Here is a 26,527-nt window from a genome sequence, read left to right as displayed (position 1 = left end):
CACTCAGCTTCGCCTTTTTTATAAATTTTCGAGTTCAGGAAACTCGGCTTTCAAATTCGCCCGTTTTGAAGTTATCAAAGGCAAAGCTGTCCACTGCTATGGCGCGTTGGCGCAACGATTCGGCAAGCTTTAATACCTCTTCTTGCTCTTGGTCGACAATACCGGCAGCGACCGCCGCCTCTACCCAAGCGTCGCCCGACAAATTGCTGTCGAGGTCGCCACGCTTTTCAGCTTTGCGTAAGTTCTTGTACACTGGTTGCAACTCATGCATAAGCTGGAACGCCGACTCCATGTGGCCTGTTGTATCGGTCGGCTCTTCTTTGTAATAACACAAAAAGGTGTGTGCATCGCGAAGCCGGCCTGGTTTCATCATGGCCTTTGCAATTGCCCGTGCGTCGTTGTCTTTCGGTGCGCGGTAGCGAATGCCTAGGGGGAAGGTCAGCGCTTTAAGCACGGGCCCAACCGCACGCGCAGGGAAGTTTTCAAAGAAGCCTTGAAACGCTCGGCCCACTTCGTATAAATGATGATCAAGGGCATAGCGCACAAACGGAAGCTCAAAGGCCAAACGCCCTTCGTCTTCAAAGCGTTTCAACACCGCAGAGGCCATATACAAATGCGATAAAACGTCACCAAGCCGGGCAGAAATCATTTCGCGGCGCTTTAAGTCGCCGCCAAGGGTAAGCATCGACACGTCTGCACACAGCGCTAGCGCACGACTCATGCGGCTCACATGTTGGTAATAGCGCACAATTTCACCACTTACGGGTGAACGCGCAAAATGCGCGCCGGTTAAGCCATGCCACAGGCTGGCGAAGGTATTACTCGCTGCAAAACCAATATGCTTTAACAACAAGCCATCGAAATCTTTCAAACCTTGCTCTTCGTCTGGGTTAGCAGCCGCTTCCATTTCCTTTAATACATAAGGGTGGCAACGGGTTGCGCCCTGACCAAAAATCATCAGGTTACGGGTTAGAATGTTCGCGCCCTCAACCGTAATCGAAATCGGCACGCCCATATACGCATTGGCCAAATAATTCAGCGGCCCCATTTGAATACCTTTGCCAGCATGCACGTCGAGCGCATCGTTAATAACGGTACGCCCCATTTCGGTCATGTGGTATTTGGTCATAGCAGTAATCACCGACGGGCTATAGCCTTCCACCAGAGCCGTTACGGTAAGCCGGCGCATCGACTCAAGGCTATAGTTCAAGCCGCCAATACGACCCATGGCCGACTGTACCCCTTCAAACAAACCAATGGGCATGCCAAATTGTTGCCGTACAAAGGCGTAGGCTCCGGTCATGCGCTCCGCAATATGGCCAGACGCGGTTGCCAGCGCGGGCAGTGAAATACCACGACCGGCTGACAAACACTCCACGAGCATACGCCAACCTTTGCCTGCGTAATCTACGCCACCAATAATCCAGTCGAGGGGAATAAACACGTCTTTACCCGACGTGGTACCGTTCATGAAGGCTTGCGCGAGAGGCATGTGACGGTCGCCAATCACTACCCCGCTGTGGGAGGTTGGGATAAGCGCACAGGTAATGCCAATCTCTTCTTTGCCTCCCAATAGCCCCTCGGGGTCATACATTTTAAAGGCAAGGCCAAGTACGGTTGCCACCGGCGCTAAGGTAATGTAGCGCTTGTCCCAATTCAGCCGAATACCAATCACTTCTTCGCCGTCGAATTCACCCTTACACACAATACCGGTGTCGGGAATGCCGCCAGCGTCGGAGCCCGCTTCTGGGCTGGTTAAGGCAAAACATGGCAGCTCTTCACCCTTTGCCAACGCAGGTAACCAACGTTGCTTTTGCGCGTCTGTACCATAATGAGTAAGCAGCTCACCTGGGCCGAGGGAGTTTGGCACCATTACTGTTACGGCAGCGCTCAAGGAACGCGTTGCAATGCGAGCAACAATGTGTGAATTGGCCGCCGCAGAAAAGTCTAGCCCGCCGAACTCTTTGCCAATGATCATGGCAAAAAAGCCTTCTTTTTTCATATAGTTCCATACATCCTCGGGCAGGTCTCGAGTGTGCACGGAAATATTGAAGTCGTTGAGCATGGCCAATAAGGTTTCGAGCTGGTTATCGATAAACGACTGTTCGTCTCGTGTGAAGGTCGGCGCTTGGGTGTCGAGTAGTTGAGACCAATTTGGCCGACCGGAAAAGAGTTCGCCGTCCCACCAAATGTCACCTGCTTCCATGGCTTCGCGCTCGGTGGTAGACATAGGCGGCAGCACGCGTTTAAAGAACTTAAACGCTGGCCGCGAAATAAGGCTGCGGCGCACGTCGGGCACGCCAAACACGATAAGCAAGGCGACAATTAATATGAATAGAATGGACATAGTTTAAACTCCAATGTAAACAGCAAGCTAACCTTATGAAAGCGCTTCAGACTTGTGCATAGAGGTTTCTGGTAAAGACATTTCGGGGGCAGAAATACCCGCGGCAATATAGGGTAAAAGACGTTGCATCATTAAATTCTCCGGTGTGGGATCAGAAAAATCCGCGCGAGCTATTTCACTCAAGGCTTTTGCCGACACTTGGGCGAAAAGCACGGTACCTAATGCAAAGTGTAGTCGCCAAAACAAGGTCTCGGCAGTTAAATGTGGGTTGGCCTGTACAAAAAGTCGAAACACATCTTGAATGACACTGCCGAACCTATTCATGGTGAAGCGGCGCAAATGCCCCTGTATTTCACTGTACGCAAAGCCGAGTAGCTTTAAATACACTTCTGCCCCATCGGCTCTTACGTCTTCTAAAGCCGTTAAAGGGCGCACGAAACAACTCAATAGAGACTCGGTTGAAATACCGCCGCGAGCAACTCTAAATTCAAGCTCCTCTTGCAGTGCAGGCATGAATACGCGTTGGTAACGCTCCATAACCGCTTGAATCAGGCCTTTTTTGGAACCGAAATGATAGTTTACCGAGGCGAGATTTACCCCAGCTTCGTGGGTAATTTCACGCAACGAGGTGCCGTCAAAGCCAAACTCAGAAAAAAGTTTTTCTGCGGCTTGTAAAATATGTTCGCGTGTTTGTGCAGACTTTTTCATAACGCCCTTGGGTAACCCTCCACTTTGGAGTTACGTTTAAAACAGCTGTTTAATTTCTGTTTCTCACTTTACCTGAGGGCGCTATGAACTACAACGGAGAAAGCGTGCTTAATTCGACGTATCCAATGGCGGGAATTGCTTTACCAAATCGTCGACCGCTTTCATTTGTTGCAAATACCCTTCTAATTTCGCCAGCGGCAAGGCACAAGGGCCGTCGCATAACGCTTCATCAGGGTTTGGGTGAGCCTCAATAAATAAACCAGCAATACCAAGAGCCATACCACTTCGCGCTAACTGTGCAGCTTGTGCACGGCGGCCGTCCGCTGAGTCCGCTCGCCCGCCTGGCCGCTGTAGTGCATGGGTTGCGTCGAAAATCACCGGCGCCATGCTCTTCATTTCGTCCATGCCGAGCATGTCGACCACCAGGTTATTGTAACCAAAGCAACTGCCGCGCTCGCACAGCAACACTTTCTCGTTCCCAGCTTCAGCAAACTTGTTAATAATATGGCGCATTTCATGCGGCGCTAAAAACTGTGGTTTCTTCACATTAACCACCGCACCGGTTTCCGCCATAGCCACTACTAAGTCCGTTTGCCGTGCCAAAAAAGCGGGTAATTGAATAATATCCGCAACTTCTGCCACCGGCGCCGCCTGATAAGGCTCGTGCACGTCGGTGATAACCGGCACACCGAAGCGCTCCTTAATAGCCGCCAGTATTTCAATGCCCTTGGCCATACCGGGGCCTCGATACGAATGCACCGACGAGCGATTGGCTTTGTCGAACGACGCCTTGAACACATAAGGAATACCGAGCTTTTTTGTTACTGTTACGTAGGCCTCGGCAATTTCCATAGCAAGGCTTTCAGATTCAAGCACATTCATGCCACCAAACAACACAAAAGGTTTGTGGTTCGCTACTTCAATTGCGCCCACCTGCACTTGTTCTATACCCATGAAAAACTGTCCTTCTTACCCGGCCATTGCCAATAACAAAGGCTGTTTTAAAAATGCCACGCGCACCAACCAGAACCAAGAAATCAAAGCCAATGCCGCAAATGGGGTTTTCAATTTCGCGGAGACACGACCTTTAATGGCCAGCACTGCTAGCACCGAAAAAGCGATATAGCAAACAAACCCAAGCAGTTTTTCGGTATGGAATGCGCTACTAAACGGATGCATACCCGAACTAACCAACAGTGCAATGATAGAAACCACCAGCAGTCCGTCGACAGCATGAGGAACTATTTTTAACCACTTTTTATTGAGGTTTTCTGCGTTCGCCCAGCCGGCAAAAATACGGTAGAGCAAAAACACTATGCTTAAAACTGCAAGTGTTGCGTGTAAGTGTTTAAACATCATATACATAGCTATTGTCCTTAGAATAAGAAAGCCGCGCTATCATAACGCGGCTTGGCTTAAATTGTTAACCATTGTTGTGTTTCAACGTTGGCGATTGCTAAGTATTGCTCAGCACCAGCTCATAAAGTGACTGGGCATTTTGCTTCACCACGTCACATAAGCTTGGGTCGTAATGTTTGCCGCGTTCGGCGTTTACTCGCGCGAGAATGTCTTCAAGCGTTAAATCCTGTTTTACCAGCTCGTAGAACATTTGCGTGAAATTAAACAACTGCGACTCAAGCGCAATTTCGTTTCCTTGTTTACCCGCTGGCAGCCCCATTCCGTCGAACCGCTCTAAGCGCTCTTCTAACGCGCGCACCGCAACTTGGGTAAGCTCGCTTTGAGCCATTTGTAACGGCCGAATAGCTCTTACTAAACGTTGTTGGCAAGGCGACACTTTGGTGGCCGGTTGTTGCTCAATTAACGAGAAAAGCTTTTCAGCACGTTCGTACAATACCGCCGCGGTTGCGGCTTTTTGCTGTTTCTCTTTTGACAAGGCGAGCAAATTCGCAATTTGCACAACCAACTTTACATACGCCGACTGTTTGTTTGGATAGAGCGCAACATGCTCGTGCTCCAGCTCCATTAACCGCGCAACTAATTCAGACAAGAGTTTGTCGGTGTCTTGCAAACAAATGACGTTATCCAACGCAATTTGAACGTTGTCTGCAAATAACTGCAGTATTTCACGCTCTTTGTCTGTTAGCGGCCGCGACAACCCTGTTAAACACAACAACGCGCCCTGCGGGCGGCATTGGCTTGGGCAGTAGGCTAGAACAAAGTCATGGCCATAATAAATACTGTGGGTTCGAATAACGCTGTCGAGCTCCATCAGCGCTTCCTTAGGGAGCGCCGATTTAATCGGTTGCCCCGCAAGTTGATCGGCGTCTTCACCGTAAGCCGCTTTAATTTTTAGCTCGCCCGTACGATTTTTCTCGTCTGCTGCCGCATACAAGGTTTGCCGTGCGCCGCCCATGAGCCAACTCAACTGTTGTACAAGACCCGCTATAAAGTTGTCCATCGACTGCAAGGCAAATAAATTACTGGTCGATGCTATTATTTTTTCTAGACCATTGCGGCTGTGCACGATGGAAATAATGTCGCGGTAGGAGCGCAAGCTCGACATGACGGCGGTGAATAGCTTTTGCGCTGTTAATTCGGTTTTTGATTTGTAGTCGTTAATGTCGTAATTAACAATCACTGTGCGCTCTGGGGCTTGGCCCGGTTGGCCGGTGCGCAAAATAATGCGGGTGTAGCGATTCCCTAAGTCTTCTCGTACATAACGCGCAACGTTAAGCCCGGCATCGTCCGTTTCCATTACCACGTCGAGCAAAATTATAGCTGCGTCGGGGTGCGCTTTTACCAGCTCTTTCGCTTCGGCGCCCGAATGCGCGCTATAAAACTCTAACCCTCTACCTAAAAACTGAAAATCACTCAACGCAAGCTTCGTTACAGCATGAACTTCAGGCTCGTCATCCACAATTAGAATTTTCCAGAACTCGTCTGGTAATTCTTGTTGATGTTCGGCCTCATCTGCGAAAAGAAACTTGGTATTCATTCGGCGCTGATTCCCTTTCTTAGCAACTTAACGTGCTAATAACGTTTAAACCCGTAACTTACCGTGGAAAACCCGTTTTTAGCAAGTGGATGTTAACAAAAACATCTAAAAACATTCAAACCTTCCGCCACAAGCATTACATTAGTTATAAAAGCTGAGCTGAGGTCACGCGGTCTAGCCTACCATAATCTTGCCGCGTTTGAATGCGACCATAGCCGTAATTGCGAAACAATTGCTGAACCTCTTTTGCTTGGTCGTAGCCATGTTCCAACGCCACCCAACCCTTGTGCGCTAAAAACTCTCGGCTTTGGCGAATAATATGCTCAATATCGGCCAAGCCATTATTTTCAGCCACGAGTGCACGTAGGGGCTCAAAACGCAAATCGCCTTGGCTTAAATGCGGGTCGTCGGCGCGAATATAGGGAGGATTAGACACAATAAGATGATAGTGAGCGGGCGTTAAATTTAGAAACCAGTCGCTCTGCACCACTTCCACCTTGGCCGCGCTTGCATGAAGTGCTTGTACCCGTTCAACATTTCGTCGTGCAAGCGCCACCGCGTCGGTAGCAATGTCTGCAGCGGTAATTTGCCAATTCGGTCGTTCAACCGCCAAGGCTAACGCAATAGCGCCGGTTCCGGTGCCCAGCTCAAGTACGTCGGCGTTGGCGGGCAAGGCCAACTGTAAGCAGTGCTCCACCAATACTTCGGTGTCGGGGCGTGGAATCAGTGTTGAACCATTTACCTCAAGCTCTAATGACCAAAACTCACGAAACCCGAGCAAGTGCGCAACTGGAGTGCCCTCTTTGCGCGCGCTCACCAGCTCTTGAAATGCTTGCTGTTGGTGTTCTAACAATCGCTGCTCTGGCCATGTATATAAATAGCTTCGAGCGCAGTCGAGTACCTTCATCAGTAACAACTGTGCGTCTAGCTCCGAGCTGTCGGAGTGGCTCAATTCAGCCCGCGCCCATTGCAGCGCATCTGCTATTGTGAGCAGGCCTACAGTCATTCTCCGCCTTCTGAAAGCGAGGCAAGCAGGTCGGCCTGATGTTCCTGCATAATTGCATCGAGAATTAAATTCAGGCTTCCTTCTAGCACTTCATCGAGCCGATAGAGCGTAAGGTTGATACGGTGATCGGTCACTCGACCTTGCGGATAATTGTAAGTACGAATACGTTCGGAGCGGTCGCCGCTGCCCACTAAGTTTCGCCGTGTCGACTGCTCTTCTGCAGCGCGTTTTGCGTCTTCTGCCGCTTGCAATCGCGAAGCAAGCACCGACATGGCTTTCGCTTTATTCTTGTGTTGCGAGCGCTCTTCTTGGCATTCCACCACTACACCCGTTGGAATGTGCGTTAATCGTACAGCGGAGTCGGTACGGTTAACGTGCTGCCCACCGGCACCCGACGCACGAAAGGTGTCAATTCGAAGGTCGGCGGGATTGATTTGAATGGCTTCTGCTTCTGGAATTTCAGGCAACACCGCAACGGTGCAGGCCGAAGTATGAATACGCCCTTGCGATTCGGTTTCCGGCACACGTTGCACACGGTGACCACCCGACTCGAACTTCATGCGGCCATAAGCACCGTCACCCGCTAAATGAGCAATCACTTCTTTAAATCCGCCGTGCTCACCTTCGTTACAGCTAATTAAACTCACGCGCCAACCATTTTGCTCTGCATAGCGGCTGTACATGCGGAATAAATCGCCGGCAAAAATAGCGGCCTCGTCGCCCCCTGCGCCAGCTCGTATTTCCAAATAGCATGGGTGCGAGTCATTCGGATCGCGCGGCAGCAACAGAATTTGTAAGTCGGCACTAAGCTGTTCTTGTGCTGCTTTAGCCGCCTCAATTTCTTCTTCAGCCATCTCTTTCAGTTCAGGATCTGCCAACATTTCTTGCGCGGTTTGCTCGTCTTGCACCGCTTGTTGCCAAGCGTGGAAACATTTTACGGTTTCTTCTAATTGAGAATACTCCCGCGACATGGCACGAAACTGGTCTTGCTTACTAATAATTTCCGGAGAACCAAGCAATACCTGCAGTTCTTCATAGCGTTCTTGGAGCGATTCTAACTTGTGAACTAAAGAAGCTTTTAACATGCTCAGGCTTCGTCCTCGTTGTGAATAAGTTTTTGATATGCCGCTAAGGCAGTTAAATCGTTTTGTCGTGCCGCCGTTTGAATGGCCACGGTAGTTTTATGCATAAAACTGTTACTTAAACGCTGCGTTAATTCCTGCAGAACTTCCGCAGGATCTTTACCCGACTGCAGTGCGTTTAGTGCACGCTCTTTCTGCTTTTCCGCAAGGCGTGCGTGGCTTTGTCGGTACTCGCGCAAGATATCCACACTGTTTAAGCTTTGCATCCAGCCTATAAATTGCTGTACATGCTTTTGTATAATATCGCGGGCTTCTTGGGCTGCTTCTTGCCGTTGCTGAAGATTTTTACTTACGATTTTCTGTAAATCGTCGACTGTATATAAATACACGTCGTTGAGCTCGCCTACTTCTTCTTCAATGTCGCGCGGTACGGCTAAGTCAATAAACAACATTGGCTTGTGGCGGCGCTGGCGAATTGCTGTTTCTACCCAACCTTTTCCAATCACCGGCACTGGGCTTGCGGTTGAAGAAATAACAATATCGGCCTTAGGTAATAAGCTCTGCAGCTGGCTGAGAGCATACGCCTCACCGCCTACCACCTTGGTTAATTCTTGCGCTCTTGCTTGCGTACGGTTTGCCACACTGAGTTTGGCAACACCTTGCTCGCGCAGGTGTCGCGCTGTGAGCTCTGCGGTTTCACCGGCACCGACAATAAGCACTTCTGCTTTTTTTAAGTCGGCGAAAATATGCTTGGCGAGATTTACTGCCGTAAAGGCCACCGAAACAGCACTTTGCCCTACTTCGGTTTCTGTTCGTACCGATTTTGCGGCCGCGAAGGTCGCTTGGAACAAACGTTCAAACAGGGTACCCACAGTGCCTGCTTGCCGAGCAGATTGATACGCGTCTTTTACTTGCCCAAGAATTTGTGGCTCGCCAAGTACGAGCGAGTCGAGACCAGAGGCGACCGCCATGAGGTGAGAAATAGCCTGATCATTCTCATGCCGATAAATATACTGGCGAAGCTGATCCATCGGAATCTGGTGAAAAGTGGCCAGCCATTGCAAAATACCCTCTATTTCACTAGGTTCCGCATGGCAATAGAGCTCCGTACGGTTACAGGTGCTCACAATAACCGACTCTTGCACGTTCCCCTGCTGCACCAACGACTGCAAGGCACGCTCTAGCTGCTCCGGTTGAAAAGCAACCTTTTCGCGCACGTCAACAGTGGCTGTGGTGTGGTTAATGCCTATGGCCAGAATGGTCATGAACGGTGTAATTACCCTAGGTTTTGTGAGTGTTTTTCGTCAGCCGCATATTGTATGCGAAGCACCTTGCTATTGAAAGCCACCCGTTAAATGTGGTGAACTTATGTTTTTCCACCATTGCTGGAAACTATGAACCTTATTCTTCGTTTAATTCTACTGAGCGCCCTACTCGGATTGCTTGCCGCCTGTAGCCTACGCCCGGACCAAAGTGAACGCTTTGAACAGGTTAACCCCCGGCTTGTCGAAGCGCATCAACAACAATTAGCAGCGATTAACGCGTGGCGCATTCGAGGCCGTATTGCCCTTATTGATACCCTCGAAAACAACCGTGATGCCGCGTCTCTGAGCTGGAGCCAAAATAGTGAGGGGCAGCAGTTACGCATTTCGCACCCACTACGCGGAACCTTAGCCCAATTGCAGGTAAGTTCGAGCAACCCAAGTTCAATGAGCAACCCAAGCCCGATGGCCAGCCTCACGCTGCCGAACGGCGAAACCCATACCGCCACAAGTGTTGAGCAGTTGCTTGCCAACCATGCCGGAATTTACATGCCTTTTGAGTTGATTCGCCAAGCGTTGGTCGGCAGCAAACCCGCACAAGGCGCTAGCGCTTTTGCGTATTATCAAGACGGCACGCTCGCTCAGTATCAATTCGCCGACTGGCGCAGCGGGCAACAATGGCAAATCGACCTCAGTCATTACCAAGCGGTAGCTCAGCCCAACAGTAATAAAACGGTATTACTGCCTCATTTAATTGAAGTAACAGAACCGGGCTTTGAATTGAAACTACAAATTAATCAGTGGAACTTAACGCCTTGACTTCGTTTGCTAAAACCCAGCCCACATTAACGCTGCCCGCACCGGCCAAGCTGAATTTGTTTTTGCACATTACCGGCCGGCGTACAGACGGTTATCATAATCTTGAGAGCGTTTTCCAATTTCTCGATCTTGCCGACCTCCTTCATGTTACGCCGAATCGCACCGGTCAGATTACTCTTGAGTGCCTGAACCTCGACAGTAAGCAGCTTGCTATTCCCGCCGCGCAAAACTTAGTTGTAAAGGCAGCACAGTTGTTACAGCAGCAACTACCAGTGGTACAACGGCAAAAGGCCGGGGTAAGCATTCAGCTGGAAAAATATTTGCCCATGGGCGGCGGGCTCGGTGGCGGCTCCTCCGACGCGGCCACCACTTTACTTGCGTTGAATCGGTTATGGCAGCTTAACTTGCCACTTGCAGAGCTCGCTACGTTAGGCTTACAGCTCGGTGCCGACGTTCCCGTATTTGTGCATGGCTTCGCCGCTTTCGCTAGGGGTGTTGGTGAACAACTCGAGCCGGTGTACCCCGACGAGTGTTTTTATGTGGTGGTACATCCCAATGTGCATATTAGTACCGCAGAAATTTTTCAGCACAAAGATTTAACAAGAAACAGCCAGCCCTTACCGCATAACGATATTGACTGGAAAACATGCCGTAATGACTGCGAACCACTGGTTCGATCCTGTTACAGGCAGGTTGCAGTAGCACTCGACTGGTTGTTACAATACGGCCCGTCCAGAATGACGGGAACTGGTGCCTGTATTTTCGCTCCTTTTGCTACAAAAGCGGCGGCAGAACATGCATTAGCTAACTTACCGAACGGTTGTCGGGGGTTTATTGCGCAAGGCCAAAACCGCTCTCCTGCACATTTGGCGTTGGCACACTGTTCGGAAGGTTAATCCTCTCGTGATTATCCGCATCCACACACAACTTGGTCGAGGTTTACCGTGCCTGACATGAAGCTTTTTGCTGGCAATGCAATACCTGAGCTCGCCCGTAAGATAGCAGATCGACTCTATATCAAACTCGGCGACGCCGATGTAGGTCGATTTAGCGACGGCGAAATTAGCGTTCAAATCAACGAGAATGTCCGAGGCTCGGACGTCTTTATTATCCAATCTACCTGTGCTCCTACCAACGACAATTTAATGGAACTTATTGTCATGGTCGATGCCTTGCGTCGTGCGTCTGCAGGTCGAATTACAGCAGTATTACCCTACTTTGGCTATGCGCGCCAAGATCGCCGTGTGCGTTCTGCGCGGGTACCTATTACCGCGAAAGTTGTCGCCGATTTTCTTTCAAGCGTTGGGGTTGATCGGGTGCTCACGGTAGACTTGCACGCCGAACAAATTCAAGGCTTCTTCGACGTGCCGGTCGACAACGTTTTTGGTAGCCCGGTATTGCTCGAACACATGAAGCAGCAAACCTTTCACGACCCAGTTATGGTGTCTCCCGATATTGGCGGTGTGGTACGTGCACGGGCCATGGCAAAGCTGATGAACGACGCGGACCTTGCCATTATCGACAAACGTCGGCCGAAGGCAAATGAGTCGCAAGTGATGCATATTATTGGTGACGTGAACGGCCGCGACTGTGTGATGGTTGACGACATGATCGACACCGGTGGTACGCTCGCCAAAGCCGCTGAAGCACTCAAGAAAAATGGTGCTCGCAGGGTGTTTGCTTACGCTACGCACCCAGTTTTTTCAGGCAATGCCGTGGAAAACTTAAAAAACTCGCAAATTGACGAAGTTATTGTGACCGACAGCATTCCACTTTCGGAAGAAATGAAAGCAACGGGTTTGGTTACTCAACTCACGCTCAGCGGTATGCTTTCCGAAGCACTGCGCCGAGTGAGCAACGAAGAGTCAATTTCGGCTATGTTCGAATACTAAACGCGTTCTTTAGCGTGTGTACAAACGGGAGCTTCGGCTCCCGTTTTCGTTGCTGCGCTTTACTGCGGCTGGCTTAGCATCAATAGCGTAAATATTAAAACGGTCGGTATCCCATCCAGTCGGGTTCGAGCGGTTGCTGAATGCCGTCGTGCTCCAAATCAATACGGTAACCGTCGATTAAATCCACAGCTAAACAGTCGTCTACCGCCAGCAAATCGTCTTTGTGGAACTGTTCAGCGCCTGCTAAACCTGCGCTGTAAACCTTTGCTTTTGCTTGTTGCTTCGCGGCATCGGGCGAGCTTGCAACCACCACAGTAAAGTCATGATACTCGGCCAATTTGCCTGGGAAGTAACCACCAAAATTCACAAAATAGAGTTTCAAACCATTATTATTCGTGGCATCAGTATCCGTACTGCGCACTACAATGCGATAACCGTCTACATGATGAAGTGCAACGTAGCTGTCCATGTGCACACTACTTTTGTTGCCAAACCATTGCTGTTTTAACGCAGGAAAGGCTTGTTCTATCTGTTCTGCGATCACAAATCGAATGTCATGCAATTCAATATTCGCACCGCTCGCTGAGCCGCCCAAGTAGACCAAAAACAACTGTTTACGCATACCCACTTGCCTTTTTTTATTACACGATAATAGTGTGCGCATAATACCGACTTCTCGCTCGTCAATACCAGAGTAGAACGATGCCTTTTCTCTGTGTCTTGAAATTGATCGTAGTGAACCCCACATTCGTAGACAACTTGCGAGCAGTTGTCTGCTCATTTCCTTTTTGCCAACGGAGTATGTATGGCCTACGACATTTTATTTGAACCCTTTTCCTTGAATGCTTCCGTTACCCTTGCAAACCGCATTGCAATGGCGCCCTTAACTCGTTGTTTTGCAGGCCCCGAACTGGTACCTACCGACGAAATGGCCGACTATTATGGGCGTCGAGCATCGGCAGGCCTTATTATTTCAGAAGCCACCATTATTCGCCCCGACGCTCAAGGTTACCCCAATGTGCCCGGAATTTTCAGCGACGCGCAAATTGAAGGGTGGAAAGGTGTGACCGAAAAAGTACATGCCAATGGCGGTAAAATATTTATGCAGCTATGGCATGTAGGGCGCGTAGCACACTCTTATTTCTCCGGTTTGCAGCCCGTTGCGCCAAGTGCCATTAAGCATGAAGGCACCCTGCCTCGCATGCGTGATTTAAGCTACGAAGTACCTAAAGCCTTAACCGCAGACGAAATTGAGCAATTGGTGAACGACTATGTTCAAGCCGCAAAAAACGCCATGGCGGCGGGTTTTGACGGTGTTGAAATTCATGGTGCGAATGGCTACTTGCTCGACCAATTCCTCCACTACAACACCAATAAACGCACCGATGAATTCGGCCAAACACCGGAGAACATGAGCCGATTCCCATTGCAGGTTGTCGACGCCGTTAGCGCCGCTGTTGGTGCAGAACGAACTGCATTGCGTATTACCCCGGGTGCGTACGCACACATTGAACCAGACGCGAAAGACCGTGAAGTATTCGACTATTTTATCGAGCAACTGAATCAACGTACGCTTGCTTATTTGCACCTTGGAATTTTTGACGACAGCCTAACCTTTGAGCATTTAGGCGGCCGTTCGAGTACCTATATTCGTGAGCGTTACCAAGGCACCTTTATGAATGTGGGTGGCCTTACCGCGGAAACCGCAGCCGAAGGCATAGCCGGTAACAAATATGATCTCGCCGCCATTGGCCGAGCGTTTATCGCCAATCCAGACTGGGTTGAACGGGTACAGAATGACCAACCGCTCGTGGAGTACGATGTTGAGATGCTCAAAACCTTAACGTGATTGCTAAAAAATACTCGTTAATTGCGTAAAAAGCGTTCTTGTGCTGTTGATAAAAGCTATTTTTGACTAAGTTTCAAGGTGTTTATCAGCAACACTATTTATCAGCAACACTATTTATCAGCAACACTCTTTATCAGCAACACAAGGACGCGATTAATGAATCTAGATATAGTGGTTAGCGAGGTTATTCACGTGGTGCACATTGCCTCTGACGAACTCGAAATTACGGCGCACCGCCAAAGCACAGAGAACGGCACCATTGAATGGGAATTACGAATTATCAATAGCTACGGCGTTGCGGCAGTTTGGACGACCACCTTTTCGTCTTCCAGCGAAGCCATTAAAGCCGGCGTTAAAGCCATTCAAACGGAGGGCGTAAAGGCATTTACCAACGCCGAGCATTTTGAGTACCTACACAGCCAACATCTCAACAGCTAGCCCGAACTGCCGTTCTTAATTGCGTCAACGTACGAGTAGTGGTAGAATGCGCCGCCCTTGGAAAAGGGGTTCTTGCAAGGCCTTGGTCGCGGGGTCTTGCTTCATCTAATGAGTACGAAAGTTTTGGAGATAAACTCATGAGTTCACCAGTTTACGAATTTAACGCTGAAGTTCGCAACGACTTGGGTAAAGGTGCGAGCCGCCGCCTACGTCACGCGAACAAAGTTCCTGCCATTCTTTATGGCGGCGACAAAGAAGCGCTATCATTAACTTTAGATCACGACAAGCTGAACAACGCTGCTGATCACGAAGGTTTCTACAGCCATATTCTTACCCTTCACATCGACGGTAAGAAGCACCAAGCTATTCTGAAAGACGTGCAACGTCACCCATATAAGCCAAAGCTTATTCACCTTGACTTCCAACGTGTAAGCGCGAAAGAAGAGTTGCACACCAATGTGCCTTTGCACTTCTTAAATGAAGAAGCAATTCAAAAGGCTGGCGGCGTAATCGTTCACCACTTAAACGACGTGGAAATTACCTGCTTACCGAAAGATCTTCCAGAGTTTATCGAAGTTGATCTAGCCGGCTTAGCTGTGGGCGACAACGTGCACTTAACTGACCTTGTTGTGCCTAAAGGTGTAACTTTGGTTGAATTAACGCGCGGTGAAAACCACGACCAAACCGTTGTTACAGTAACTGCAGCAAAAACTGAAAAAGCTGACAGTGAAGATGCCGACAGCGGTGAAGCTGAAAGCGACGCAGAATAAGCGAGTGCGTTGGCATGTCTGCTGACATTCGTTTAATCGTGGGCCTGGGAAATCCGGGCCCCGAATATGAACAAACCCGGCACAATGCCGGGTTTTGGTTCATTGAGGAGCTGGCGCGTACATTTTCGGCTACCCTTACCGCCGACTCGAAATACCAAGGCATTACCGCTCGCCTTGCTGCCCCCTATCAAGATGTTCGCTTACTTATGCCCACCACCTTTATGAATCGCAGTGGCTTTTCCGTAGGTGCTATGGCTACATTTTTCAAAGTAACGCCCGAACAAATTCTTGTGGTGCATGACGAGCTAGATTTGGCGCCTGGAGTTGCGCGTTTTAAGCAAGGCGGTGGCCATGGTGGCCACAACGGCTTGCGCGATATTATTCGAGCACTTGGCAACAACAATAATTTTCATCGTTTACGCATTGGCATTGGCCATCCCGGCCACAAAGACCGGGTGACTCCTCATGTATTGGGGAAGCCGCCAGCAACTGATCGTGAAGCGATTAACAAGAGTATCGACGACTCCGTTCGTGCCGTAGAACGAGCACTTACAGCCGGTTGGCTCGATGCTAAACAGTACTTACACTCAATTCGGTAGCCACCTAATTGGCCTTCGACACACACAGGATTCGTTATGGGCTTTAAATGCGGAATCGTTGGTTTACCCAACGTTGGAAAATCAACTCTCTTTAATGCATTAACCAAAGCTGGCATTGATGCAGCCAACTTCCCGTTCTGTACGATTGAGCCGAATACCGGTGTGGTTGCGGTTCCCGACGAACGTTTAGCGGCACTTTCAGCGATTGTAAAACCACAAAAAGTGATTCCAACAACTATGGAATTTGTGGATATCGCCGGCCTCGTAAAAGGCGCGTCAAAAGGTGAAGGCTTGGGTAATCAATTCCTTGCAAACATTCGTGAAACCGACGCCATTGGCCACGTTGTGCGCTGCTTTAACGACGAAAACATTGTGCACGTTGCGGGCCGCGTAGACCCAGCTGACGACATTGACACCATTAACACGGAGTTGGCCCTCGCCGATTTGGACTCGGTAGAAAAAGCGATTCATAGACTCGGCAAAAAAGCCAAAGGCGGCGACAAACAAGCGAAAGCAGAAATGACCGTGCTTGAGAAATTGCTGCCGGCGTTGTCGGAAGGGCAAATGGCGCGCTCGGTAGAGCTGAGTGACGACGATCGCAAAACTATTCGCTCGTTCAACCTGCTTACTTTAAAACCCACCATGTATATTTGTAACGTGGCCGAAGACGGCTTCGAGAACAACCCGTTACTCGACAAAGTGCGCGACATTGCAGCAAATGAAAATGCTATTGTGGTTCCTGTTTGTGCGGCAATAGAAGCTGAAATTGCCGAATTAGACGATGAAGAGAAAGACGAGTTTTTAGAAACCATGGGCTTAACCGAGCCAGGCTTAAACCGTGTTATTCGCGCCGGTTACGAGCTCCTCAATTTACACACCTACTTCACCGCAGGCGTAAAAGAAGTACGAGCGTGGACCATCAAGAAAAACTCCACCGCCCCCCAAGCCGCCGGCCGTATTCATACCGACTTTGAAAAAGGCTTTATTCGCGCGGAAATCGTCGGCTACGACGACTTCATTGCCAATAACGGCGAGCAAGGCGCGAAAGACGCCGGTAAATGGCGCCTCGAAGGAAAGGAATATATTGTGAAAGACGGCGATGTAATTCACTTCCGCTTTAACGTGTAATGCATAATTGCAAAGAATAGCGCCAAAGGGTTTATGCGCGGCAGTGCCGCGCTTACAACCCCACAATTTCGTGGTGCATGGGGGCTAACAGAGCTAACAATCTGTTCTGTGCGCCCACTGGAATTTCAAAGGTGTCGAGCGCCAACTGCAAGCATTCAACCAGTGCATTAAAGTCGGCTCGGGTAACTCCCATTCCGGTATGCGAGGTCACCATGTCGTCGCCAGAATACACACAAGGCCCACCAGTGAGTTCACAAATTTGTTCACTCAACATTTGGTGCACACGGGTTAAATCGGATTCCGCAAAATGATGGCGAATCCGTCGATCATCGGCAATATTAAACAATAACTCTTCGACAATATTCTCAATACCCTGCTTCTGCCCAAGTTCATCATAAAGGGTTTGGCCGACAGCCACATTTGGCATGATCAGCAAGATACAAACAACAAAAGCACTAAAACATTTCATTTTATTCACTCCTAAAAGCTAGCTTGAAGACTTAAATAAAAGCCTTCTTGACCCGCTAAACCTGCAATTTCACCTAGGTCGACATACGCGCCGGTAATGGCGACCGACTTTGACGGAAACCACGCCATAAAGAGCGAGCTCCAGTCACTTTCCTCCGCAAAGCCTAAATTGCTTGGTTTTTGCTTATACTCCACACCAAGCGCCAGCGAGCGATGTAAAAACACGCCTACTGCCACCTCTGCCAGAAGCTCATGGCTGTCGTTTAAATCGCCGCCAAAGCCAAGTAAGCCAGTTTCATTTGCACGGGTTGCCCGAACCGTACCATTCACCAGCCACGTTCGGTCAAAAGGCCCTGCCAACCAAGCTCGGCTGACAGCAAGATAGGCGTCAATATCGCTATCGCGTTGCGCACCGACCGCTTGTGGTAAGCCAAAACGCGTATTCTCTTTGTATTGCAGGCCCAAACTAATTTGCGGCATTTGACCATAAAGAATATCGCCACCGAGCCGGTACTTTGCTCCTAAAATATTTTGCGTAAGGTCGCCACCAATGGTGGTTAAGTTGAAGGTTTGCTTAGCGAAAGACAATTCCAAACGATTGCGGTAGTTCACCGACACCCCCATTACCGACAATCGAAAGTCGTTCACGTCGGCTTGGCTTACCGCCACCGTTCCACCCCATTCGTCCTCTTCAGCGTAACTGCTGAGTACCGCCCATGGCACCAAGCCACCGCCAGCAGCGCCTTCGATCATGGTTACCCCTCCCGTTGCGAGCAAACGCCCCCCCTCCGCTGATACGGGCGCAACTAAGGCGCACGAGAGTACAACTGGCAGCAGCGAAGCCAAAATCTTCATTCTTGTTTTCATACTTTTCCTTATTCTCGTTTCCAAAATTACGCTCTTTTGCCCATCAAGCTTTTGGGGATATTTCCTTCAGGTTAAAATCGGCAAACCAACGACTGAAATCGCTTTCACTCATAGGCTTCGCAATGTAATAACCTTGCAGTAGGTCACAACCGTAGTTGGCAAGTGCTTGCCAAACTTCCTCTGTTTCCACGCCCTCAGCAACCACCCGTAAACCTAACTGGTGTGCCATTTGAATCGTCGACTCTACAATGGTTTGATCGGTACTGTCGCTGCTCAGATTCATCACAAAAGCGCGGTCAATTTTAAGCTCATCAGCGGGCAAGTTACGCAGCTGAGCAAGTGACGAATAGCCCGTGCCGTAGTCGTCAATAGCAATCGCATAACCGGCGTTCTTGAAGCGTTGCAGCAAAGCTATCGATTGCTCCGGATTCTCCATTACCGCGCTTTCTGTCACTTCTAAGGTTAAATAATTCGGGGCCAGCTTCGCCTTGTTCACCTGGCTCTCCACTACAGCAAATAAGTCGCTATCGTTCAGGTCTGTCGCCGACAGATTCACCGACATCGCAATCTTCATACCTTGCTCATGCCAATACACTAATTGCTGAATTGCCTTTTTTAGCACCCAATGGGTAATGCCATTCACTACGCCACTTTGTTCAGCTAACGGAATAAACTCGACGGGGCTCACAAAGCCCAACTCTGGGTCAATCCAACGAATCAATGCTTCGACACCCGCTATACGTTGCTCGGTTAAATCGATTTGAGGTTGAAAAACTAAACTAAAGCGTTCTTCCTCGAGTGCCTGTTTTAAGGCTGCGGACACCGCTAAAGCTCTCAAATAAGGCTCTTCCTCGCCGTCTGTGTAACCGCTCAAGAACAGCTGCTCACGGCGCGCCGCTCGGCGTGCGTATTGCGCTCGGCGAAGCAAAATATCAAATTCCTCACCATGTTCGGGATAACGCGCAAACCCCGCTGAAATATCCACCGAGTAACTGACATTATTAAGCAAAATACGCGTTTGCATTTGCTCCAGCATAGCGCACAAATTCTGCTCGAAATCTAAACCTACAGACTCACTAAGAAGCACGAACTCGTCGCCATGTAAGCGCGCAACCCAATGCTCTGCCTGCGAGAGAGTACGCAACCGGCGTGCAACTTCTACCAGCAACTGGTCACACACGGTTTGCCCAAACATATTATTTAATCGGCTAAAATTGTCGAGGTTCATTAAAACCAGTACAAACGGAGTTTGAGCGGCAAACCTGCGCTGTACTTCGTCTGTTAGGTAGCGTCGATTCGGTAAATCCGTCATTGAGTCGTGGTACGACTGGTACGAAATACGCCCTTCCCGTTCAGAGATTGCCTGCTGCATGCTATTGAACGAGAGCGCCAACTGGCCAATTTCGTCTCTACTGGTTATTTCAAGGCGGCTGTCGTAACGGCCCAACGCAATTCGTTTAGCAGCGTCTGCCAGCATGCGCACAGGCTTGGTCACTTGCGCCCCTAAACCGAGAGCTAACAAAATAGCAGCTATAAGCGTAAAAAGAGCAACAAGCGTGAGTTGCTGCTGCAATTGTTTAAACTGGGCGGCTGCCTCCAGAGTTGACGCGGTAATAAGCACCTGCAGGTTTTTCTCGGTTGCGCCGTCTAAGGTTTGTTGGCCAGAAAACTCAATCCAAATTCCGCGCATTCCAAGCGACTGCAACACCGCTTGACCACTTGGGTTCGCCTCAATTTCATTCAGCAAGTTGGAACCCACAATTTGCTCAGAAGACGAAACCAAAAAAGAGTCGCCATTTGACAACAAGGCGACAAAACTCACATGGTTATTGGTTAATTGTCGAAATTGCTCGGCAAGCTGATTGTCGACCGCAAATCCCAGCACAACCACTCCAATGAGATGCGGTGCGCGCACAGGGACAGCCACTAATTGGTAAATTTCCCCCTCTGCCACAATCATACCGAAGTCATCACCGGACTGACCGGAAGCCAACTCTAAAACGCGTTCAGTTTGGGCGATGTCGTGGGTGGTAACCACTACCTCACCTTGCGGCGACAACAAGGTAATGAGGTCGGCTTGCAGGCGTTGGCCGTGATTGACCAAGGCCGATAATATGGTGCCTTCGTCTGCAGTTGCCACCGCTTCACGAAAGCCAAAATCGTCGGCTAACACCGCTGCAGCTTGCTGTAATTGTGCTTCTCGTAGTTCCAACACTTGTAAAAATACGCGTTGACTCACGCCCAGTTCGCGTTCCACGTTGCGGTCAATGCTCGCTTGCGTTGCCACATAAATAGCAAACACTAAAATAGCTAAAGCGGTGCTAACCAAGCCCGCCAACAGCAAAAGTAGCTTCGTTTGAAAGCTAATTCCCGCCACGAATCACTCTCCTACGAAACCGCTGCTCTAAGCGCGACTCATCTGCCTGCGGTGGAGCTGTCACTTGCAACTGAACGCTTTGTTGAACCTCATCTTGTAAACCATTACTTTGTTGAACAGCACCTAACGACACAGCCACAGGCGCCATTCCTTGATGCGACATCCATGGGTGCCAAACAAACCAGTTCTCAGTGGTTTGCCACGTTTCAGGGTAGGTAATAACACCGCTACTATCACTTTCCTGATAGTTCAAAGAAGCACTCACCAATATGTACCCTTCCATTTGATCGTGAATGTTACACCCAACGGCCACTACCCCTTGGCTTGGGAACGCTATGGCAGGCGAGTCGCCCGACTCAAATAAGCGCAATTCGAAAGTACGCGCTGGCGAAAATGAATACACATGATGGCGAATGTTGTCGCTATTCGGAAAAGTAACTTGATCACCAACGCCGATAACAAGCCGCTGCGGTGAAAACTGGCGATTCACTTGGTCCATAATATGAAGTTTTGGCTCTACGTCGACTTGCACCGACTCATCCAGAAATTGAACCAACACCGCGCCCACAAGTGCATTGCCGTCTGCATCAATCAGTTTTAATTCCGCTGCCTCAGGCTCCGCAGAAAACGCTATGAGCAACACACCAATAGTTATTCTCTTCATCCACACTCCGGCTTTTTGTTTGGAGAATAAAAAATACTCACTAATAGTTAAGCCTAAGCGCCGAAAAGTAAAATTTAATTTACGTATCTTTTCTCTAACACCTAAAAACATTGAAATACTGCGCCTCAGCCATCACCATGATATACATAAGCTTGTTATTGCGGTACTGCAGAAAAGGAGTAAGGCATGAGTGAATACCGAGTTGAACGCGATTCGATGGGCGACGTTGAAGTTCCCAGCGACGCTTTATATGGCGCACAAACCCAACGCGCGATTAACAATTTTAAAATAAGCGGCATTACCCTACCCTTTGCTTTTATTCGCGCGGTCGCCTTGATTAAATACTGTGCGGCGGAAGCGAACAGTCAGCTTGGTTTGTTACCGGAAAATAAAGCCGATGCCATTATGCAAGCGGCGCTTGAAGTGTTTGAGGGGCGCTGGCAGAAACAATTTCCAGTAGACGTATTTCAGACTGGCAGCGGTACAAGCACCAATATGAACGTAAACGAAGTATTGGCAACGCTTGCGAGTAAATCGTCGGGGCTCGAGATTCACCCAAACGATCATGTAAACCTCGGCCAAAGCAGCAACGATGTAATACCCACGGCAATTCAACTCAGCGCAGCGCGCCGTATTACCCGTAAGTTAATTCCTGCTTTACAAGGGTTACGCGCGGCAATTGAAAAGCGCGCGGTTGAATTCGACGACTGTGTAAAAACAGGCCGAACTCACCTCATGGACGCCATGCCACTCACCCTCGGGCAAGAACTTCGAGCGTGGGCGCATCAGTTGGAAATGGCCGAACAACGATTCAATGCCCTGTTGCCACAGCTCCGCGCGTTGCCACAAGGCGGAACCGCCATCGGCACAGGCATTAATGCGCACCCTGAATTTGCCGCACAGTTTTGTGCCTGTATGAGTGACTTTACCGACCAACCTTTTACCCCAACAGCCAATGCATTTAGCCACATTGCAGCGCAAGATATTGCGGTGGCCACCTCCGGCACTGTGAGTTCACTGGCTACGGCGATGATGAAAATTAGCAACGACTTACGGTGGATGAATAGCGGCCCACTCGCGGGGTTAGGTGAGATTCAGCTGCCCGCCTTGCAGCCGGGCTCAAGCATTATGCCTGGCAAAGTAAATCCGGTTGTTCCGGAAGCCGTGGCCATGGCCTGCGCGCAAGCTTTGGGTAACAATGCAACCATTAATATTGCCGGTCAGTCGGGTAATTTTCAGCTCAATGTTATGTTACCGGTTATTGCCTACAACTTGCTGCAAAGTATTGAATTAATGACCACCAGCGCGCAAGCACTTACCGAGCACTGTATTCTCGGTTTTACGGTAAATAGCGCACAACTCGATAAAGCCCTCACCCGTAATCCAATTTTAGTGACCGCGCTAAATCCAGTGATCGGTTACAACGAAGCGGCCCGTATAGCAAAGAAAGCTTATGCGGAAAATCGCCCTATTTTTGAGGTTGCAAAAGAAGAAACAAACCTCGACACGGCTGAGCTTGAGCGCCTCCTGAATCCATTAGCGCTCACCCAGTCGCAACACACAAAAAGTTAAAAGGAGTTCTACATGACCCAGCATGTTCTTATTACTGGAGCCAATAGAGGTATTGGCTTTGCCCTTGCGAGCCAGTACGCAGAGCAAGGCAACACGGTTTGGGCTGTGTGCCGAGAGCCGTCGGAGCAATTATCTGCGCTCGCAAAGAAGCAGTCGGTTGAGATTATTTCAGGTATTGACGTAACAGCGGCAAATGCAGGTGCGCTGGTGTCGCAAGCGCTCGGCTCAACCACCCTTAATATTTTGATTCAAAACGCAGGAATCCTAACCCGTGAGCCATTAGACAACGCGCCGAGCGATGCGATTTTGAAGCAGTTTGAAGTAAACGCATTGGCCCCGTTGCAGCTTACCATTGCGCTTCGAAAGCACTTAACCAAAGGCAGCAAAGTAGGTCTTATTACCAGCCGCATGGGTTCCATGACTGACAACGGCAGTGGCGGCTACTATGGCTACCGTATGTCCAAGGCCGCGCTAAATGCTGCAGGTGTTTCATTGTCGCACGACCTGAAAGCCGACGGTGTTGCCGTAGCCTTGTTGCACCCCGGCTTTGTACAAACCGACATGGTGAACCACGCGGGAGACATTAGCGCAGAAACGGCGGCAGAACGCTTGCGCGCACGCATTGCCGAATTAAGCTTAGAGAACAGCGGCACCTTTTGGCACAGCAACGGCGACATTTTGCCATTCTAGTTCAATTAGAATGCGGGTTGTTTTTTAGCCGCCCGCTTTCGAATTGATCACATTTGCAGCGGCAGCATCTATTTTTTGAGCAGTTGACACAATAATGCTGTTTTTTTTGTGAAAAGAGGTTGACGCGCACGGCGCGGATTCGCATAATACGCGCCGCACTGAGGTGCACAAGAAACACAATTTGGTATGGCTACGTAGCTCAGCTGGTTAGAGCACATCACTCATAATGATGGGGTCGCAGGTTCGAGTCCCGCCGTAGCCACCAACCAAACGAATGTTGCGGACGTGGTGGAATTGGTAGACACGCTGGATTTAGGTTCCAGTGCTTCACGGCGTGAGAGTTCGAGTCTCTCCGTCCGCACCAAAGTTTCTTCGCTGTTGGGGTATAGCCAAGCGGTAAGGCAGCGGGTTTTGATCCCGCCATTCCCAGGTTCGAATCCTGGTACCCCAGCCATCTTTATCATTTCCGACGCAATTGGTCAGCAAAGGTAAGTTCCAGCGAAGAGCGCTCAGGCTGCTGGGGTATAGCCAAGCGGTAAGGCAGCGGGTTTTGATCCCGCCATTCCCAGGTTCGAATCCTGGTACCCCAGCCATTCTTTGTTGGCATATTCAGTAAATAGAATTGTAGTTGCGGTGGTGGCGGAATTGGTAGACGCGCTAGCTTCAGGTGCTAGTATCCGAAAGGATGTGGGGGTTCAAGTCCCCCCCTCCGCACCAACAAAGAACACCTAGTTAATGCTCTCCTTATAGCTTCCAAACGCCACTGGCATAAGCCGTCATAACGCTTTTCCCCAAACTAAATTTTCGCAACGCATTGAGCAACACGCGCCGCGCAGTTGTCACTGCCATGTTTTGGCTATGAAATCCCCAACCAATGGCGTCCATACTGTGGGCCATGAGTTCGTTGTCTGCTCGGCGCTGCATGGTGAATTGTTTCAAGCCGCGCGCAATATCTGGTTCGCTTGCCGTGTTCGCGTGAAAAACCTTGAGCAACGCACGAACGTCGCGAAAACCAAGGTTAACGCCCTGCCCCGCCATGGGGTGAATACTGTGCGCAGCGTCACCGAGTAAAACGGTAGTGCCTCGCACATAGGCGAGCGCGCTTTGCCGAACTAACGGGAAATGCCCAACATTCTCAATTTGAAACGGCCCAACATGGCGCAAGAATCTATGTTCAAGTTCGGTTTGCATTCTGTTGCTATGACTCTTGTCAGCACCTGATTGCCCGACCCAAGCTTTCATTTGGTCTGTTTTGGCATACAAAATAAGGCATGCGTGGCGATTATCTAGCGGCAATAGCGCATGAATTTCGGTTTCGTCGAAGCGCTCCCACGTACGCGCCGCTACTTGTTCTTCAGTTTTCACAATACTGAGTACGCAGCTTTCGCCGTAATCTCGGCCAGCGACCCCGATGCCCGCTTTACTGCGCACCATTGAACGGGCTCCGTCGCAGCCGATAACCCAGCGAAACCCTATTTCGATGCCACTTTGAGTGGTCGCTCGCTGCTCTGCCGGTTCTAGTTCAACAAGAGGTGACTCGATTAAACGTATTGAGGGGTGCGCCTGCAACTGTTCATAAAGCGCATATTGCAGCACTTTATTTTCAATCATATAGCCCAACGGGGCACTACCCGACCGTTCTGACGCCGTACCGAGTTCCAGCCATTGTTCACTACTGTCGGCAACAGCGAGTTGATAAAAAGGGTGCGCGCGCATCGCGCGTATACTCGACCAAACACCGAGTGCTTCTAAAAAGTTAATGTTGTCGGCCGTTACCGCAGAAATGCGCAGGTCGTAGGGCGGCGAGGCGCTATCTATCGCCTCGCCTTTAGAATCTGACCATGGATTGCTGGGCGGATAAGGTTCAATTACCAAAACCTTATAACCGGCTTGCGCAAGGCCTAAAGCACAGGCTCCACCCACCATACCACCACCGACAACCAGAATATCAGCGCTCTGTTCTGGCATTTTTTCTGACATTTTTTTTGATATAGCTAAGCTCATTACACCACTCTTCACTATTCTGCCGCAGCTTTTATGTCGCCTCGACTCTACAGTCTTCATTATGCCGAAAGAAAGCAAGCATGATAAGCTAAGCTTCTGTGAAACGCCTTGAGCAAAAACAACCCATGCCGCATTTCAAGAACCCCATAGTTATTGCCTCTGCTCTGGTGCTTATCGCCGAATTGTGTTTTGCGGGTGTCAGCGCTTTAGTAAAACATGCGTCGCAAACCTTGCCCTATGAGCACCTTGTCTTCTTTCGCAACCTGTTTGCCTTTATTTTACTGCTGCCGTGGCTTTATCGGCGCCGCACTACTGCGTTTAAAACCGAGCAGCTACCACTGCATTTATTGCGCGCTGTGGTGGGCATTGCCGCCATGTACTTATTCTTTCTGGTTATTGCAACCATTCCTCTTGCACAAGCTACACTCGTGCTTTTAATGGCTCCCTTTATTATTCCCATCATTAGTTATTTTTGGCTGAAAGAAAGCATTTCTCAGCGCGTTATATTTTCTATTGCGTTAGGCTTTTCTGGCGCGCTCATCTTCCTTAACCCGCTCGCGCAAAGCATTCACCCCATGGTGGTTGTGGCGCTAGTTGCTGCTGTATTTGCCGCTTGGACAAAAACGATGATTCGAAAGCTTTCAACTACCGAGTCACCGAGTAAAATAGTATTCTATTTTTCATTTTTTGCTTCTGTTCTTTCTGCCTTGCCCATGCTCATTCGTTGGCAGCCTATCGCCCCTTCAGCATGGGGAGCGATCCTCGGTATTGGCTTACTTGCTGTTGTCGGCCAACTTGCCATGACCCGCGCATTTAGCATTGCACCTCCTTCGCAAGTGGGCGTATTTACCTACAGCTCTGTTATTTTTGCTGCACTTTTAGGGTATTTAATTTGGGGCGAAGCCATTACCTTTACCATGGTACTGGGCAGCGCAATTATCTTCGTGGCCGGTTACCTTGCTCTGCGCCGAACACGCAACCCGGTAAACTCATTATCAGGTGTGGTATCGGGGGGTAGAACGCGTTAAA

General features: G+C 49.7%; 25 protein-coding genes and 5 tRNA genes. 16 read left to right on the top strand and 14 right to left on the bottom strand.

The annotated features are described in order from the left end of the window. Positions 1-34: 34 nt before the first annotated feature. The 8 genes from DQW12_RS08475 to hemA all read right to left on the bottom strand — a co-directional run bounded on the left by DQW12_RS08475 (position 35) and on the right by hemA (position 9,364). Complete coding sequence (locus DQW12_RS08475; RefSeq protein WP_113907425.1) at positions 35-2,347, bottom strand: acyl-CoA dehydrogenase; 2,313 nt, start codon at positions 2,345-2,347, stop codon at positions 35-37. Positions 2,348-2,380: 33 nt separating this feature from the next. Further along, positions 2,381-3,055: a TetR/AcrR family transcriptional regulator gene (locus tag DQW12_RS08470; RefSeq protein WP_113907424.1), complete on the bottom strand. Its 675-nt coding sequence runs from the start codon at positions 3,053-3,055 to the stop codon at positions 2,381-2,383. Between the two features lie 108 nt (positions 3,056-3,163). Beyond that, entirely contained in the window at positions 3,164-4,009 is an 846-nt protein-coding gene (gene kdsA, locus DQW12_RS08465; RefSeq protein WP_113907423.1) for a 3-deoxy-8-phosphooctulonate synthase, read from the bottom strand. A gap of 15 nt (positions 4,010-4,024) precedes the next feature. After that, the gene (locus DQW12_RS08460; protein WP_113907422.1) at positions 4,025-4,420 is read right to left on the bottom strand and encodes a SirB2 family protein; all 396 of its coding nucleotides are present in this window, start codon (positions 4,418-4,420) and stop codon (positions 4,025-4,027) included. A 91-nt stretch (positions 4,421-4,511) separates the two neighbouring features. Beyond that, complete coding sequence (locus tag DQW12_RS08455; RefSeq protein WP_113907421.1) at positions 4,512-6,011, bottom strand: response regulator; 1,500 nt, start codon at positions 6,009-6,011, stop codon at positions 4,512-4,514. Positions 6,012-6,156: 145 nt separating this feature from the next. After that, a complete protein-coding gene (prmC, locus tag DQW12_RS08450; RefSeq protein ID WP_113907420.1) occupies positions 6,157-7,017 on the bottom strand; it encodes a peptide chain release factor N(5)-glutamine methyltransferase in 861 nt (286 codons plus the stop codon). Then, a complete protein-coding gene (gene prfA / locus DQW12_RS08445) occupies positions 7,014-8,102 on the bottom strand; it encodes a peptide chain release factor 1 (protein ID WP_113907419.1) in 1,089 nt (362 codons plus the stop codon). Before prfA ends, prmC begins: the two co-directional genes overlap by 4 nt. 2 nt (positions 8,103-8,104) lie before the next feature. Then, positions 8,105-9,364, bottom strand: coding sequence for a glutamyl-tRNA reductase (gene hemA, locus DQW12_RS08440; protein WP_113907418.1), 1,260 nt, complete (start codon positions 9,362-9,364; stop codon positions 8,105-8,107). 129 nt (positions 9,365-9,493) lie between these two features. Between hemA and lolB the strand changes: the two genes are divergently transcribed. The 3 genes from lolB to DQW12_RS08425 are packed head-to-tail and all read left to right on the top strand — an operon-like array spanning position 9,494 to position 12,072. After that, complete coding sequence (gene lolB / locus DQW12_RS08435) at positions 9,494-10,180, top strand: lipoprotein insertase outer membrane protein LolB (protein WP_113907417.1); 687 nt, start codon at positions 9,494-9,496, stop codon at positions 10,178-10,180. Continuing rightward, positions 10,177-11,076, top strand: a complete 900-nt coding sequence (gene ispE, locus DQW12_RS08430) for a 4-(cytidine 5'-diphospho)-2-C-methyl-D-erythritol kinase (RefSeq protein ID WP_113907506.1) — start codon at positions 10,177-10,179, stop codon at positions 11,074-11,076. Before lolB ends, ispE begins: the two co-directional genes overlap by 4 nt. A gap of 48 nt (positions 11,077-11,124) precedes the next feature. Then, positions 11,125-12,072 carry a ribose-phosphate pyrophosphokinase gene (locus tag DQW12_RS08425; RefSeq protein ID WP_113907416.1) on the top strand — a complete coding sequence of 316 codons (948 nt, stop codon included), beginning with the start codon at positions 11,125-11,127 and terminating at the stop codon, positions 12,070-12,072. Positions 12,073-12,166: 94 nt separating this feature from the next. Here DQW12_RS08425 and DQW12_RS08420 read toward each other — a convergent pair whose 3' ends face one another. Next, positions 12,167-12,694 (bottom strand): DUF1543 domain-containing protein, encoded by a 528-nt coding sequence (locus tag DQW12_RS08420; protein WP_113907415.1) that lies wholly within the window; start codon positions 12,692-12,694, stop codon positions 12,167-12,169. Positions 12,695-12,877: 183 nt separating this feature from the next. On the opposite strand from DQW12_RS08420, the gene DQW12_RS08415 reads away from it, so the two are divergent. The 5 genes from DQW12_RS08415 (at position 12,878) to ychF (ending at position 16,856) form a co-directional block, all read left to right on the top strand. Continuing rightward, positions 12,878-13,921 (top strand): alkene reductase, encoded by a 1,044-nt coding sequence (locus tag DQW12_RS08415; protein ID WP_113907414.1) that lies wholly within the window; start codon positions 12,878-12,880, stop codon positions 13,919-13,921. A gap of 156 nt (positions 13,922-14,077) precedes the next feature. Further along, a complete protein-coding gene (locus DQW12_RS08410) occupies positions 14,078-14,359 on the top strand; it encodes a hypothetical protein (protein WP_113907413.1) in 282 nt (93 codons plus the stop codon). 137 nt (positions 14,360-14,496) lie between these two features. Further along, positions 14,497-15,129, top strand: a complete 633-nt coding sequence (locus DQW12_RS08405; RefSeq protein WP_113907412.1) for a 50S ribosomal protein L25/general stress protein Ctc — start codon at positions 14,497-14,499, stop codon at positions 15,127-15,129. Positions 15,130-15,143: 14 nt separating this feature from the next. Then, positions 15,144-15,728: an aminoacyl-tRNA hydrolase gene (gene pth, locus DQW12_RS08400; RefSeq protein ID WP_113907411.1), complete on the top strand. Its 585-nt coding sequence runs from the start codon at positions 15,144-15,146 to the stop codon at positions 15,726-15,728. A gap of 36 nt (positions 15,729-15,764) precedes the next feature. Further along, on the top strand, positions 15,765-16,856 hold the full coding sequence (gene ychF, locus DQW12_RS08395) for a redox-regulated ATPase YchF (RefSeq protein ID WP_113907410.1): 1,092 nt from the start codon (positions 15,765-15,767) through the stop codon (positions 16,854-16,856). 52 nt (positions 16,857-16,908) lie between these two features. On the opposite strand, the gene DQW12_RS08390 is transcribed toward ychF, so the two are convergent. Genes DQW12_RS08390 through DQW12_RS08375 form a run of 4 tightly spaced genes read right to left on the bottom strand, consistent with a single transcriptional unit; the run spans position 16,909 to position 21,232 of the window. Continuing rightward, entirely contained in the window at positions 16,909-17,325 is a 417-nt protein-coding gene (locus DQW12_RS08390) for a group I truncated hemoglobin (protein ID WP_113907409.1), read from the bottom strand. An 11-nt stretch (positions 17,326-17,336) separates the two neighbouring features. Next, positions 17,337-18,191 carry a DUF3034 family protein gene (locus DQW12_RS08385; RefSeq protein WP_232819931.1) on the bottom strand — a complete coding sequence of 285 codons (855 nt, stop codon included), beginning with the start codon at positions 18,189-18,191 and terminating at the stop codon, positions 17,337-17,339. 43 nt (positions 18,192-18,234) lie between these two features. Continuing rightward, positions 18,235-20,568, bottom strand: a complete 2,334-nt coding sequence (locus tag DQW12_RS08380; RefSeq protein ID WP_113907408.1) for a putative bifunctional diguanylate cyclase/phosphodiesterase — start codon at positions 20,566-20,568, stop codon at positions 18,235-18,237. Next, positions 20,555-21,232, bottom strand: a complete 678-nt coding sequence (locus DQW12_RS08375; protein ID WP_157957884.1) for a methylamine utilization protein — start codon at positions 21,230-21,232, stop codon at positions 20,555-20,557. The genes DQW12_RS08380 and DQW12_RS08375 overlap by 14 nt, the downstream gene beginning before the upstream one ends. Positions 21,233-21,418: 186 nt before the next feature. Between DQW12_RS08375 and DQW12_RS08370 the strand changes: the two genes are divergently transcribed. The 7 genes from DQW12_RS08370 to DQW12_RS08340 all read left to right on the top strand — a co-directional run bounded on the left by DQW12_RS08370 (position 21,419) and on the right by DQW12_RS08340 (position 24,211). Further along, the gene (locus DQW12_RS08370) at positions 21,419-22,804 is read left to right on the top strand and encodes a class II fumarate hydratase (protein ID WP_113907406.1); all 1,386 of its coding nucleotides are present in this window, start codon (positions 21,419-21,421) and stop codon (positions 22,802-22,804) included. A gap of 12 nt (positions 22,805-22,816) precedes the next feature. Then, positions 22,817-23,494: an SDR family oxidoreductase gene (locus DQW12_RS08365; protein WP_113907405.1), complete on the top strand. Its 678-nt coding sequence runs from the start codon at positions 22,817-22,819 to the stop codon at positions 23,492-23,494. A 188-nt stretch (positions 23,495-23,682) separates the two neighbouring features. Continuing rightward, positions 23,683-23,759: transfer RNA gene (locus DQW12_RS08360), tRNA-Met, on the top strand. 14 nt (positions 23,760-23,773) lie between these two features. Next, positions 23,774-23,858: transfer RNA gene (locus tag DQW12_RS08355), tRNA-Leu, on the top strand. Positions 23,859-23,873: 15 nt separating this feature from the next. Then, a tRNA-Gln gene (locus tag DQW12_RS08350) sits at positions 23,874-23,948 on the top strand. A 64-nt stretch (positions 23,949-24,012) separates the two neighbouring features. After that, positions 24,013-24,087 (top strand) — tRNA-Gln (locus DQW12_RS08345). A 37-nt stretch (positions 24,088-24,124) separates the two neighbouring features. Beyond that, a tRNA-Leu gene (locus DQW12_RS08340) sits at positions 24,125-24,211 on the top strand. 27 nt (positions 24,212-24,238) lie between these two features. Here the strand turns inward: DQW12_RS08340 and DQW12_RS08335 are convergent. Continuing rightward, the gene (locus tag DQW12_RS08335; protein ID WP_157957883.1) at positions 24,239-25,498 is read right to left on the bottom strand and encodes an FAD-dependent oxidoreductase; all 1,260 of its coding nucleotides are present in this window, start codon (positions 25,496-25,498) and stop codon (positions 24,239-24,241) included. Positions 25,499-25,596: 98 nt separating this feature from the next. Between DQW12_RS08335 and DQW12_RS08330 the strand changes: the two genes are divergently transcribed. After that, positions 25,597-26,526, top strand: coding sequence for a DMT family transporter (locus DQW12_RS08330; RefSeq protein WP_232819930.1), 930 nt, complete (start codon positions 25,597-25,599; stop codon positions 26,524-26,526). Position 26,527: the final 1 nt, after the last annotated feature.

This window comes from Aliidiomarina celeris, from assembly GCF_003316875.1.
In the GTDB taxonomy this organism is placed as follows: Bacteria; Pseudomonadota; Gammaproteobacteria; order Enterobacterales; family Alteromonadaceae; genus Aliidiomarina; species Aliidiomarina celeris.
Note: the sequence above shows the minus strand (reverse complement) of the source record. Positions and strands in the feature narration are given on the sequence as shown.

Coding starts and splice junctions, on each gene's coding strand:
- DQW12_RS08475 (WP_113907425.1), bottom strand. CDS start 2,347: ATGTCCATTCTATTCATATTAATTGTCGCCTTGCTTATCGTGTTTGGC.
- DQW12_RS08470 (WP_113907424.1), bottom strand. CDS start 3,055: ATGAAAAAGTCTGCACAAACACGCGAACATATTTTACAAGCCGCAGAA.
- kdsA (WP_113907423.1), bottom strand. CDS start 4,009: ATGGGTATAGAACAAGTGCAGGTGGGCGCAATTGAAGTAGCGAACCAC.
- DQW12_RS08460 (WP_113907422.1), bottom strand. CDS start 4,420: ATGTATATGATGTTTAAACACTTACACGCAACACTTGCAGTTTTAAGC.
- DQW12_RS08455 (WP_113907421.1), bottom strand. CDS start 6,011: ATGAATACCAAGTTTCTTTTCGCAGATGAGGCCGAACATCAACAAGAA.
- prmC (WP_113907420.1), bottom strand. CDS start 7,017: ATGACTGTAGGCCTGCTCACAATAGCAGATGCGCTGCAATGGGCGCGG.
- prfA (WP_113907419.1), bottom strand. CDS start 8,102: ATGTTAAAAGCTTCTTTAGTTCACAAGTTAGAATCGCTCCAAGAACGC.
- hemA (WP_113907418.1), bottom strand. CDS start 9,364: ATGACCATTCTGGCCATAGGCATTAACCACACCACAGCCACTGTTGAC.
- lolB (WP_113907417.1), top strand. CDS start 9,494: ATGAACCTTATTCTTCGTTTAATTCTACTGAGCGCCCTACTCGGATTG.
- DQW12_RS08420 (WP_113907415.1), bottom strand. CDS start 12,694: ATGCGTAAACAGTTGTTTTTGGTCTACTTGGGCGGCTCAGCGAGCGGT.
- DQW12_RS08415 (WP_113907414.1), top strand. CDS start 12,878: ATGGCCTACGACATTTTATTTGAACCCTTTTCCTTGAATGCTTCCGTT.
- DQW12_RS08410 (WP_113907413.1), top strand. CDS start 14,078: ATGAATCTAGATATAGTGGTTAGCGAGGTTATTCACGTGGTGCACATT.
- DQW12_RS08405 (WP_113907412.1), top strand. CDS start 14,497: ATGAGTTCACCAGTTTACGAATTTAACGCTGAAGTTCGCAACGACTTG.
- pth (WP_113907411.1), top strand. CDS start 15,144: ATGTCTGCTGACATTCGTTTAATCGTGGGCCTGGGAAATCCGGGCCCC.
- ychF (WP_113907410.1), top strand. CDS start 15,765: ATGGGCTTTAAATGCGGAATCGTTGGTTTACCCAACGTTGGAAAATCA.
- DQW12_RS08390 (WP_113907409.1), bottom strand. CDS start 17,325: ATGAAATGTTTTAGTGCTTTTGTTGTTTGTATCTTGCTGATCATGCCA.
- DQW12_RS08385 (WP_232819931.1), bottom strand. CDS start 18,191: ATGAAAACAAGAATGAAGATTTTGGCTTCGCTGCTGCCAGTTGTACTC.
- DQW12_RS08375 (WP_157957884.1), bottom strand. CDS start 21,232: ATGAAGAGAATAACTATTGGTGTGTTGCTCATAGCGTTTTCTGCGGAG.
- DQW12_RS08370 (WP_113907406.1), top strand. CDS start 21,419: ATGAGTGAATACCGAGTTGAACGCGATTCGATGGGCGACGTTGAAGTT.
- DQW12_RS08365 (WP_113907405.1), top strand. CDS start 22,817: ATGACCCAGCATGTTCTTATTACTGGAGCCAATAGAGGTATTGGCTTT.
- DQW12_RS08335 (WP_157957883.1), bottom strand. CDS start 25,498: ATGAGCTTAGCTATATCAAAAAAAATGTCAGAAAAAATGCCAGAACAG.